This is a genomic window from Citrobacter sp. Igbk 17 (assembly GCF_028069775.1).
In the GTDB taxonomy this organism is placed as follows: Bacteria; Pseudomonadota; Gammaproteobacteria; order Enterobacterales; family Enterobacteriaceae; genus Citrobacter.
The window spans coordinates 1-11789 of sequence record NZ_JANEWI010000060.1; the positions used below are offsets into that span (position 1 = coordinate 1).

Sequence of the window (11789 nt, forward strand, 5' to 3'; positions counted from 1 at the left end):
ATTTATAAGAATAATTAATGAATAATCATGATGACATTCACACAATTACCATACGAAACGTAGCACTATGGTGGTATACGATTAAAACTGAAGAGTTCTCTCATAATTCATGAACAAAAGGAGCGAGTTATGAGCTATGCGCACATTCTTGTCGCTGTTGCCGCTACCCCCGAAAGCCACCAGCTGTTAGCAAAGGCGGTTTCAATCGCTCGCCCTGTCAACGCCCGCATTAGTCTGATAACCCTGGTCTCAGATCCCGAACTGTATAACCAGTTTGCCGCCCCAATGCTGGAAGATCTGCGTGAAGTGATGCAAGAAGAAACCCAGAATTTTATCGATCAGTTAAGCAAAGAAGCGCAGTACCCTATTGAGCACACGTTTATTACCTATGGCGCATTGAACGAACACATTCTGGATATATGCCGCAAGCACGCGGTTGATCTGGTGATTTATGGCAACCATAACCACAGTTTCTTTTCGCGAGCGTCCTGCTCAGCGAAAAGCGTTGTCAGCGCAAGCCAGGTTGATGTGTTGCTGGTGCCGCTTGCGGGCGATTAATCACCCCAGTTTGCTGCAGGCTGTCTGCGAGTCAGGCGACAGATTTTCCGTATGACGCGATGCGACGTTCTTCAGATCGCAAATGAATCTCGCCTGCCAGTTATTGATATCATTTTTAACGATAGTCTGCAGCATTGCGGCATGACGTGAAATACGTTCGGCAAGTGGCATCGTCAGAGCCTGGTTTAATGCGCCTGCGACATCATCCCGATCATAAGGGTTTACAATGAGTGCAGAAGTCAGCTCATTCGCTGCTCCGGCAAACTGCGACAGCACCAGGACACCAGGATTGGCAGGGTCTTGTGCGGCGATATACTCCTTCGCCACCAGATTCATGCCATCGCGCAGTGGCGTCACCAGTCCGACATCAGAGTAGCGAAAGACCTTCATCAGTAATTTACGGTCAAAATACTGATTCAGGTAGTACAGCGGTGTCCAGCCCAGTTGCCCGTATTTACCATTGATCCGCCCGGCCTCGGTCTCTAACTGGTGACGAATATCCTGATAAGCCTGAACTTCCTCACGCGAAGTCGGTGCTATCTGCGTATAACGAATCTTACCGTGATGCTGTGGAAACTGTTCCAACAGCGCCTCATAGGCCTGAAAACGTTCCGGCAGGCCTTTGGAGTAATCCAGCCGCTCAACAGAAAAGATATTTTTCACATTTTTAAGTTCTGCTTTTAACTGTGCCAGTTTCGGCGGTAGCGGTCCTGATGCTTGCCGTGCTATCTCCTCAGGTGCAATACCAATAGGATAAACTTCCGTGCGGAACGCTTTCCCCCAGGCCAGATGCTGTTTCTCACTGAGCGTAGTTACCTGAGTTTGCGCCGCCAGACAGTCAAGAAAGGCCTGGCGATCGTTGTCGGTTTGAAAGCCCAATAAATCAAAGTCACACAGTTGCTCAAGTAGCGCCTGATGTGGCGGCAACGCATTGAAAATTTCGGGTGTTGGAAAAGGAATATGCAGAAAAAAACCGATGCGATTATTCACACCACGTTTGCGTAGCTCGCAGGCAAAAGGTAACAAGTGATAATCGTGAACCCAGATAATATCGTCATCACTAAGCAGTGGCAGCAGCTTATCAACCAGTAAGGCATTAACCCGCTGGTAGCCTTCCCAGGCACTACGCTGAAACTGTACCAGGTCCAGTCGATAATGGAACGCAGGCCACAACACGGCATTGGAAAACTGGCAGTAATACTCTTCGTAATCCTGTTCGCTCAGATTAAACGATGCCCAGGTGATGTTGCCACGGGTAACTTTTTTTAATGGCTGCTCCCCATTGCCTGTATCACCGCTCCAGCCGAACCACAGGCCGCCAGCAGCCTTCAGTGCGCCCAGTACACCTACAGCAAGACCGCCAGCGCTGCCTTTGTCATCCGGTGAGGCAATGCGGTTAGATACTACGACTAAACGACTCATAGCCACCTCTCCTGTGATTCGTTGCGTCTTGTTCCTGCTGCGGACAGTTGATGTGTTCCAGCCAATGCCAGACGTCTCTGACGGCAGCCAGACGCCATGTAGCCTGAGTCTCCCCGCTTCCCACTTTTACCGAGATACCGCCTGCGCGATTGACCACAGCAAAACCTGTTTCATCGGTCAGATCATCACCCACAAAAACAGGTGTCCGTCCGACAAACGGTGCTTCCTGCAGAAATGCCGCAATTGCGTCTCCTTTATTGGTGTCCTGAGATTTGATTTCCACAACACACTTTCCGGGCTGTAATGCCAGTTGTGGCCAGATATGGGTAATACGTTCAGCCAACGCCAGCAGAGCGGCCTCATGTTCAGGCGCCTGCCGGTAGTGCAGAGCAAAAGCCATGCCTTTTGTTTCAAGCGTTGTCCCCGGTAATGTCGCCAGCGCCGCATGCAATAACGCCCCCGCTTCGCGCTCAACCGCCGCAGGCAAATGCACAATATGGGTTTGACCATTGATGTCACGGCGTTCTGCCCCATGCACCCCGGCGAGCGGGAAACGATATGGGGTGGTGAGTGCGTCAAGCTCTGCCATTGAGCGCCCTGAAATCAATGCCAGAGCACCCGCATTTTGCGTGGCCAGGCGATGTAATAACTGCAGAATTGTCTGTGGAACTACAACCTGATCAGGATGCGGTTTGATTTCAGCCAGTGTTCCATCGAGATCGAAAAAATAAGCACAATTTGTGGGATGCTCAGGGGGTAAGGTTAGCGATGCTGTCACCCGATTCTCCTCCTCGTCATGGTCTGTACGCCGCGCGGATCGCGCCGTATATAGGATGTATGACGGGTATAAGTATAGACAGTGTGACCGTGCTCGCCATTTAGAAAAACAATCGCCAGCCGGGTAGCGGCTGGCGATATGTCGAAGCTAGACTAAAAAGTTGGGATTTAAATCATCAAACAGTACGCTTAGCTTTTTGTTTGTAACGATCGAAGATCACCGCCGCCAGCAGGATCAAACCTCGCACCACATACTGTGCGAATGGAGAGATATTCAGCAGGTTCATCGCGTTCTCGACCGTCCCCAGAATTAACACCCCTGCGACGACATATGAGATTTTTCCGATGCCGCCTTTGAGCGAAACGCCGCCTAACACACAGGCAGAAATCACGATCAGCTCATAACCAATAGAGGTCATCGGTTGGCCGCTGGTCATACGTGATGCCAGGATAATCCCCGCAACGGCGGATACCAGACCGGAAAGAATGAAGATAATAATCTTCGTGCGAACGACCGGCACCCCAGCCAGACGTGCAGCTTCCTCATTGCCCCCAATCGCCAACGTATTGCGACCAAACGTGGTTTTATTCAACAGCAGGCCAAAAACAATAAAGCAGCCCACGGTTAACCAGATCGGTGCAGGCAGCCCTAACCAGTTGGCATAGCCAAGCGTAAAGAAGCGTTCGTCTTCGATACCCACTGCTTTACCGTCAGAGATAATGTAGGCCAGACCACGAACAATTTGCATGGTAGCGAGCGTCGTGATCAGCGCGTTAATTTTTAAACGCGCAATCACGAAACCATTCACCAGACCGCACAGAACACCGAGCAATAACCCAGCCGCCACGCCAATCCACAGGCTTTCGGTCATATTAATGACCACTGCAGTCGTCACCCCTGCGCAAGCAATAACGGACGCTACCGAGAGATCAAAATCGCCGGATGCCAGGCAAAATAACATCCCGCACGCCACCATACCCGACATAGATACCGCCAGACCCAGCCCCTTCATATTGATGAAAGTCGCAAAGTTCGGCACAAAAATAGCGCAAACCAGGAACAACACGGCAAATACCACCAGCATCCCGTATTGATCCCAAATTCGGCCAAAATTTAACGCCGACTTCGCAGCGCCTGAACCCGATGTAGAAACGGAAGACATCATATTCTCCTTATTCAGGCGACTGCCTGGCTGACTTTAGGCATAGCAAGGCTCAGCGCCTGGCGTTCATCCGCCTGTTCATGAAGTAATTCACCTGCGATCTCACCTTCTCTCATCACCACAATGCGGTCGGCGACGCCAAGAACTTCCGGCAGGTCACTGGAGGCAAACAGCACGGCAACACCGCGCGCAGCCAGGGCATAAATCACGTTATAAATTTCATGTTTCGCGCCAACATCAATGCCGCGGGTAGGCTCGTCCAACAAAATTACTTTCATCTCTTCCGATAACCAGCGCCCCAGTATGGCCTTTTGCTGATTACCGCCAGAGAGGTTCATGATCAGTTGCTCTGCACCCGGCGTTTTGATGTTGAGTGAGCGGATATGATGGTCAGCATTGGTCTCTTCCCAGCCGTTGTTGATCAGACATCCCCCCGTGACATGTTTACGGCGCGCACTAATATTGATGTTGTTGCGTACCGAATGGACCGGGATAATCCCTTCGGCCTTGCGATCCTCCGGACACAGCATCATGCCTGCTTCAATGGCGTGACTGGGTTTGCGGATTTCTATCGCTTGTTCGTCAATAAACACCTGACCTTGTGTGATGCGCGTGCCGCCGAACAGACCTTTCATTAATTCGCTACGTCCGGCACCCACCAGGCCGAACAGTCCGACGATTTCGCCGCTACGTACCGATAAGCTGATCGGGGTGCGCACGCCTGGGGCTTTTACCTCATGCAAACGCAGACGCTCCGCACCGTAAGGTCTGGCCTTCCAGCCGTAGATGTCCCCAAGATCACGCCCCACCATCGCCTGGACCAGTGCGTCGTGATCAACCTGCTGCATGTCCGTAAACGTTTTGACGTACTGGCCATCCTTAAACACGGTTATGGCATCGCTCAGCGCGAAAATCTCCTCCATACGGTGCGAAACGTACAGAATGATGCGGCCCTCGTTGCGTAGCTCACGAATCACGCGAAACAGATTTTCAATCTCCCTGGCGGAAAGAGAGCTGGTGGGTTCATCAAAAGCGATAATTTTGGCGTTACGCGCCAGCGCCTTAGCAATCTCCACCATTTGCCACTGACCGATGGAGAGATATTTCAATGGAGTATCAGGATCGATATCCATCCCCAGATGTTTCAACTGCAGGCCCGCTTCGTAGTTCAACAGCGAGCGGTTCACAATCCCACCCTTATGCGGAAGCTGCCCTAAGTAAATGTTCTCGGCGACGGTCATTTCCGGCACCAGATGCAGTTCCTGGTAAATAATGGCGACACCGGCGTTCAGCGCAGCGGTTGTGTCCGCAAACGAAACCTCCTGTCCGTGGATCGCTATAGATCCCGTGGTTGGCGCGTAGTTTCCGCTGAGAATTTTTAATAATGTTGATTTCCCGGCGCCATTTTCACCCATCAGTGCATGCACCTGCCCGGCATAACAGTCGAAACTGATATCCGTTAGCGCTTTTACGCCAGGGAAGGTTTTGCCAATGCCGCGAAATGAGAGATACGGGGTAGACTGTTGCATAACGTCTCCGTGGATCTAAACGGTTGCCGGATGGCGGCGTAGCCTTATCCAGCCTACAAAGGGCGTTTTTGTAGGCCGGATAAGATCGTTTTACGGCAGTTGCGTTATTTGCCGCCTAAGCCTTTTTTCGCCAGTTCTTCTTTGAAGTTGTCGCGAGTAATCAGCACCACATCGGTAACTTCAGTAAACACCGGCGGTTCTGCGCCTTTGGTGACCCAGTTGTAGAGCATTTCGCTGGATTTATAACCGTGAACGTCCGGGCTAGGCAGCAGTGAACCGTAGAATCCGGTGGCTTCCGCTTTGGAGAGTTCGCTAATGGCATCAACACCGTTAATACCGATACCAATAACGTTTGCTGCTTTAAACCCCTGCCCTTCGGTAGCACGCACGCCACCCAGCACAGTGTTGTCGTTCATCCCGACAATCAGCCAGTGTTTAACTTCAGGATGTTGAACCAGCATGGAGTTTGCGGCGTCGAATGCGCCAGGGATATCATTTGATTTGGTTGGGACCTGGTAGATCTGTTTTTCCGGGAAGCCTGCAGCTTTAAGCGCTTCCATCGAACCCGATGTACGACGGCGCGCGGTATCCAGTTCGTTGGCGGTAATCGCCATTACAGCGGAAGATTTCACATCCCAGCCACGTTTCTGCATCTCTTTGTACAGTTCCTGGCCCTGGCGTTCACCAATTTTGGTTGCTGCCATCATCACCAATGGCACGGTATCCATAGGCTTACCTTTCGCATTGGCGAACTGATCGTCAACCGCGATGACTTTCATGTCATAGCCACGCGCTTTTGCCATAATAGCAGGCCCGAGTTTCGGGTCCGGCGTACAAATTACAAATCCTTTTGCACCACTTGCCGCCAGGCTGTCGATAGCATTCAGGGTTTTCTCTCCGTCTGGAACGGCGATTTTAATAACTTCAAACCCAAGGTCTTTACCGGCTTTATCTGCAAACTTCCACTCCGTCTGGAACCAGGGTTCTTCCGGTTGTTTGACCAGAAAACCGAGCTTCATGGATTCAGCGATAGCGGATTGTGACATAATGGCGGCCAGACCGATGGCCGCCAGCGCTTTAGTGAATTTGTGCATGGTTAACTCCAGCTTTAACGTTCTTTTATGTAGGGTAAAATCAAACGATTTTTTGTAATCCGGACGTAAAACAAAGCATTACCTTTTACTGATAAGATCAATGCCAGTGCTGAGAGTAGTTTTAGCGGGAAATTGATTCTCCATAAGAGAGCGGCATCACACCCTAGAATTACAGTAGTTGCGTACATAAATTCAGCGGGAAATGACATAAAAAAACACAATTTTCAGAATAGGAAAAATAAGAAATAGCAGATTAATCCATAACCTCAGCCAGTGAATCCTTGTTCCCGAATATCGAAACATCCGGGAGTCCAATGATTACCAAGGGTAATAAATATGGTCAGCGTGATCGCGAACAGGAATATCGTCTTCTAACAGACGTGCAGAAAGCGTAAACGCAAAATCAAAAATATGGCCCAGTCCTTTGCCACTGATAAGATTTCCATCTTCAACAACAGGCGCGTCGACATACTCGCCGTCGGTGATGGTTTGCCACAGCTCACCTGAACACACGTAGCGCCGGCCTTTCAGTAACCCATTACCCGCCAGCACCCGCGCGGCTGCCGAACAAACCGGGCAAATCAGTTTTCCTGCATCGTCATGGCGAGAGATAAACTGGACAACTGCAGCACTGGCGGCAAGATTTACGCTACCCTGTGGTCCCCCTGGCAACACGATCGCATCGTAGAAAGCATCCCGACGGGCCTCCAGCGTACTGTCGGTCACCATTGGCACGTCATGATAGCTCACCACCGCACGGGACTCTGCGCAGGCCAGCGTCTCAACCTCAATTTGCAGGCGACGTAGAATATCAATAGTCACAATGGCTTCAGCCTCTTCAAAACCGGGTGCCAGCAACACCGCCACTTTTTTCATATACAACTCCTCGATTAATCCACCGATATCCAACAACAAATGCCGAATAATTCATTCCGTTAAATTTATTAAAACTGATCTGGCGCAAGAAATTAGGTTGAAGATAATTTTCAGGCACATCACTTCACCGGATAATTCCCATCAAAACCAACAGTGATAATCACCAGACGTCATAGAATACCGCGGCATGAAATTTAATTTTGAGACTTGAAACAGCATTTCATTATCTTTATTTTACATAAATACATTATAAATCATCTAATTACATTCACACCCATTATATACACAAATGGCATAGCCAAGAATATTGCTATACCAATATGTAAAAAAACATAAATAGGCCGTTTTAAGGATTTTCTTAATGCCAAGCACGCGCTATGCTGATTCACGATCGGAAGCGAATATAATTCGTGATCATCTAAAGGACCGGCGGAACGGATTTTTTCTGCTAACAGTATTACTCGTACGTAGATGTGAAGTGCAACGGCAGCCCGTTGTACTGGCGTTGGTGACGTACTTCTCCTTTCTGGAAATAAGGATATTGATATGGCTGCAGTTGGAATTGTTCACAAACTCAACACGCAAATGAACCTTGAGTTTTACGCATCGAATCTCTACCTTCACCTCAGTGAATGGTGCTACGAACACAGCCTGACAGGCACCGCGACGTTTCTGCGCACTCAGGCGCAGGGTAACGTGACGCAAATGATGCGTATGTTTAATTTTATGAAAAGCGCAGGGGCTAACCCCATCGTCAAGGCCATCGATGTTCCCGGTGATGAGCTAACTTCGCTTGAAGAACTGTTTCAGAAAACGCTGGAAGATTATCAACAGCGTTCGCGTACGCTGTCGCGTTTGACGGATGAAGCCGAAGCATTGAACGACGCGCCAACCGTTGATTTTCTTCATGATCTGGAAAAAGAACAGCAGCAGGATGGCGTGCTGTTACAAACGATTCTTGATGAAGTTCGTAGCGCTAAACGCGCTGGATTGTGTATGGCACAAACGGATAAGCATTTGCTAAACGTCGTAAACTACCAACATCACTGATATCCGATCGCGACAAATCTGCGCCTCCCGTTCTGAGAGGCGCAAAAAAACCTTTCTAAAACCTGAAACAACGGTTTATTTTAGTGAGACTCATTCTGCGGGGTGAATTTCAGCTCGATCAACGCAACCGCTTTTTGAATTGCGCGCATCGTAACGGGATCAGCCCCCGCGGGATGGCTGGAAAAGTCGATGCTTTTCAGTTGACTGGACATTTTTTCCCGAACTTCTACCGGGGCAATAACATCAATAACATCCAGGATTTGCTTGATAACCAACTGGCAGGCAACAACGTCCGAGAGCAGTTCCTGATCGGCATTCAGTGTTTGGGACATAGTGAGCTCCTTATAGAAAGGTCGTCATAGTACCCATTCAGCGCTCGAAACGGTAGCGGCGAAAGCAGTACAGCCGCGCTGAAAATAAAAAAACAGCTCCAGTTAATTTCGTTTGAGATGGCAAGCACAACATGAGTGAACATTTAGCGGTTGAAAATAAGCGGGGTCTTTCTCCGGCTGCACTACTGGTCGCCGGGGCCTTCTTTATGGAGTTCATCGATGGCACGGTGATTGCGACGGCCCTGCCCGATATGGCAAAAAGTTTCGGCGTGCAGGCCGTTGATCTGAACATCGGCATCAGTGCTTATCTGATTACGCTGGCGGTTCTCATCCCTGCCAGTGGCTGGATTGCCGATCGTTTTGGTGCCCGAAAAGTGTTTACCCTGGCACTGGCGATCTTTACCTTCGCCTCAGTCTTATGCGGACTCGCCACCAGCATTGAAGGTTTTGTGGCAATGCGCATTTTACAGGGTGTCGGGGGGGCACTCATGGTGCCGGTCGGCCGCCTCGCCGTTCTGCGTACCACGCCTAAACATCAGTTGATCACCGCGATCGCCACCCTGACCTGGCCTGCCTTAGTGGCCCCCATAATTGGCCCCCCCTTGGGCGGATTTATTACCAGTTATGCCAACTGGCGCTGGATCTTCTTTATTAATGTGCCACTGGGGTTGCTGGCGATAGCGCTGGCGCTGCGTTTTATCCCGGATATTCATGATGACGAACGTCGCCCGTTCGATTTTCCCGGTTTTATTGCCACATCGGTCGCGATGGTCAGTCTGGTATATGCGATGGAACTGCTGGGAACCCAACAGCCGCAGGGCTGGTTAACTGCGGGACTTCTGGTACTTGGAATCGCCACGTTCCTGTTTGCCCTGCGTCATTTTCGCCAAACCGCGTGGCCGATGATTCGTCTGGATGCCATGCGCGTTCCTACATTTCGTGTCACGATGTACGGCGGTTCTCTGTTTCGTGCTTCTATCAGTGCGGTACCCTTTCTGTTGCCACTGATGTTTCAGGTTGGTTTTGGTATGAATGCTTTTCATGCCGGTTCCCTGGTATTGGCCGTGTTTGTTGGCAACCTGACGATTAAACCCGCGACTACCCCGTTAATACGCTGGTTAGGCTTTAAAAAGCTGCTGCTGATAAACGGCGCGCTTAATGTGCTGGCGCTATTGGCCTGTGCGCTGATCACGCCGCAAACTCCCGTATGGGTAATTTTACTGGTGCTGTATCTGGGCGGCGTTTTTCGCTCAATTCAGTTTACCGGTGTCAGCACGTTGGCATTTGCGGATGTTCCTGCATCACAGATGAGCTATGCAAATACGCTGTTTAGTACAGCGACGCAACTGGCTGTTGGATTAGGGATTTCGTTGGCGGCTATCGGGATCCGCATCGGGGATCAAGTGAGTGAATGGTGGTCACTGGGGGCGATACCCGGCATCAGTTTCCGGCTGGCATTCGTCGCTATCGCCATGATTTGCCTGATAGGAATGGTTGATACGCTGCGGCTTACCCGCGATGCAGGAAGCGCTGTATCAAATAAGCGTCGATAAGCCCGATAGTTCAGTTCACACTATCGGGCCAACCGGGTTTAGCCAATAACTTCACGGACAAAGGCTTCGATCGCTTTGTCCTGGCAGTTTTCAAAGAAACACTGCTGGAAACGTGGACCTGAAACGGCGGTTTTCACCAGTTCAGGATCGATAGCGCGCAGGGTATCAAGATAATTTTCTTTTACTACTGCCGCTTTCACCTGGTTCAAAATCCCCGCATTACGCACCTGCGGGTCTTTCCGCTCTGGCGGATAACCTTCACCATTACGACCGGTAAACGCTTTTTCAAACATATACCGGACGTTCAGTTCAGCCCCCCAGCCAAACCCTTTCGCAAAGGCCAGCGAGAGCGCATTACCGTTGTTGATCTGCGCAAACAGGAACGCATCCGCGGGATCAAGGCAGTAGCCGCACACCACACCGGGGTGAATATTCAGTGACATCATGGCTCCCTGACCCGTACCGCAGCCCGTGACAACGAAATCAACCGCTTTTGAATTGAGCAGAATGCTGGCCATGATGCCCAGATGGATGTAAGTCAGATGGTGATCATTTTCGTCGCTCATCCCGACGTTGAACACAGGAAAACCTTTTTCATCCGCGACAGACTTAAGTTCATGGTGAATGATCGCGTTTTTGCTTGCCTGGCTGTTTTCCATCATCAATGCAATTTTCATTGTGTACTCTCCTGAATGCGCCGCGGGGGGCCCGCCGTAAGTCATGACATTTCAGTCACATTACTATTTAGTAAATCAGCTTTCAAATTTTATGAAATTAAGTTTCATAAAATATCGAGATGCTCACGGTTTTTGCGCCAGCCTTCAGATTTGACTCATAAACAGGGTGTCGTTGTGATTAATCGCAGGTGATCTTCTGGCTATTCAGGCCATTGATTAGCCGTGATGTATGTCAGGATAGCGTATCACCGATTTTTCAGAGCGATTTCATGAAGACCTTTATTCTTGCCCTCTTACCGCTCATGCTGACGGGATGCACCATCACTAAGCAGGCTCAGGTCAGCGAAGCCAGCAGTATTACCGGCGTGGTTCGTCTGACTTACAACCAGGCCATGCTACAAACAGCACGTACCGACGACTATGTTGCTCAGGGAACTGCGACAAAAGAATGTCAGCGCATGGGCTATGCCAGTGCAGTCGGATTTGGCCAGCCAGTTGCGACCTGCAGCGTTTATGCCGGTTCTCTGTGTTTGAATACCAAAATCACGCTGTCCTGGCAGTGTCACGGTGTTGCCGTACCACAAACTTCCACTTTCCAGTATTAATCATTCCGACCAGCACACCTGCTGGTCATCTATTCTATTTTAATTTATATCATCAATTTAATAGCGTGAATGCGTTTTATTCCCATTCGCATTTTTAATAAATAAATTTATTATTTTACCTTTTGCAAATAATTAAATAACAAATTATAGTGG

At 49.8% G+C, this 11789-nt stretch carries 12 protein-coding genes; 4 read left to right on the plus strand and 8 right to left on the minus strand.

Annotated features, from left to right (window positions below):
• Positions 1–129 precede the first annotated feature (129 nt).
• Positions 130–558 (plus strand): universal stress protein UspC, encoded by a 429-nt coding sequence (gene uspC / locus NNO08_RS22270; protein WP_271442713.1) that lies wholly within the window; start codon positions 130–132, stop codon positions 556–558.
• Here the strand turns inward: uspC and otsA are convergent, their stop codons facing one another.
• From otsA to NNO08_RS22300, 6 genes are all read right to left on the minus strand, one after another.
• Positions 559–1980 carry an alpha,alpha-trehalose-phosphate synthase gene (gene otsA / locus NNO08_RS22275; RefSeq protein WP_271457558.1) on the minus strand — a complete coding sequence of 474 codons (1422 nt, stop codon included), beginning with the start codon at positions 1978–1980 and terminating at the stop codon, positions 559–561.
• Positions 1955–2758 carry a trehalose-phosphatase gene (gene otsB, locus NNO08_RS22280; protein ID WP_271457559.1) on the minus strand — a complete coding sequence of 268 codons (804 nt, stop codon included), beginning with the start codon at positions 2756–2758 and terminating at the stop codon, positions 1955–1957. The genes otsA and otsB overlap by 26 nt, the downstream gene beginning before the upstream one ends.
• A 175-nt stretch (positions 2759–2933) precedes the next feature.
• Complete coding sequence (araH, locus tag NNO08_RS22285; RefSeq protein WP_271450580.1) at positions 2934–3920, minus strand: arabinose ABC transporter permease AraH; 987 nt, start codon at positions 3918–3920, stop codon at positions 2934–2936.
• Between the two features lie 14 nt (positions 3921–3934).
• Complete coding sequence (gene araG, locus NNO08_RS22290) at positions 3935–5449, minus strand: arabinose ABC transporter ATP-binding protein AraG (protein WP_271457560.1); 1515 nt, start codon at positions 5447–5449, stop codon at positions 3935–3937.
• Between the two features lie 104 nt (positions 5450–5553).
• The gene (locus NNO08_RS22295; protein ID WP_005127705.1) at positions 5554–6543 is read right to left on the minus strand and encodes an arabinose ABC transporter substrate-binding protein; all 990 of its coding nucleotides are present in this window, start codon (positions 6541–6543) and stop codon (positions 5554–5556) included.
• 318 nt (positions 6544–6861) lie between these two features.
• Positions 6862–7419, minus strand: coding sequence for a DJ-1/PfpI family protein (locus NNO08_RS22300; protein WP_271442708.1), 558 nt, complete (start codon positions 7417–7419; stop codon positions 6862–6864).
• Positions 7420–7965: 546 nt separating this feature from the next.
• Between NNO08_RS22300 and NNO08_RS22305 the strand changes: the two genes are divergently transcribed.
• On the plus strand, positions 7966–8469 hold the full coding sequence (locus tag NNO08_RS22305; protein ID WP_271442707.1) for a non-heme ferritin-like protein: 504 nt from the start codon (positions 7966–7968) through the stop codon (positions 8467–8469).
• An 80-nt stretch (positions 8470–8549) separates the two neighbouring features.
• Here NNO08_RS22305 and NNO08_RS22310 read toward each other — a convergent pair whose 3' ends face one another.
• Positions 8550–8801, minus strand: coding sequence for a DUF2766 family protein (locus NNO08_RS22310; protein ID WP_005127709.1), 252 nt, complete (start codon positions 8799–8801; stop codon positions 8550–8552).
• A 131-nt stretch (positions 8802–8932) separates the two neighbouring features.
• On the opposite strand from NNO08_RS22310, the gene NNO08_RS22315 reads away from it, so the two are divergent.
• A complete protein-coding gene (locus tag NNO08_RS22315) occupies positions 8933–10354 on the plus strand; it encodes an MFS transporter (protein WP_271450235.1) in 1422 nt (473 codons plus the stop codon).
• A 38-nt stretch (positions 10355–10392) separates the two neighbouring features.
• On the opposite strand, the gene NNO08_RS22320 is transcribed toward NNO08_RS22315, so the two are convergent.
• On the minus strand, positions 10393–11031 hold the full coding sequence (locus tag NNO08_RS22320; RefSeq protein ID WP_061068094.1) for an RpiB/LacA/LacB family sugar-phosphate isomerase: 639 nt from the start codon (positions 11029–11031) through the stop codon (positions 10393–10395).
• Between the two features lie 269 nt (positions 11032–11300).
• Here NNO08_RS22320 and NNO08_RS22325 point away from each other — a divergent pair, with 269 nt between their 5' ends.
• Complete coding sequence (locus NNO08_RS22325) at positions 11301–11636, plus strand: YecR-like lipofamily protein (protein ID WP_271442705.1); 336 nt, start codon at positions 11301–11303, stop codon at positions 11634–11636.
• Positions 11637–11789: the final 153 nt, after the last annotated feature.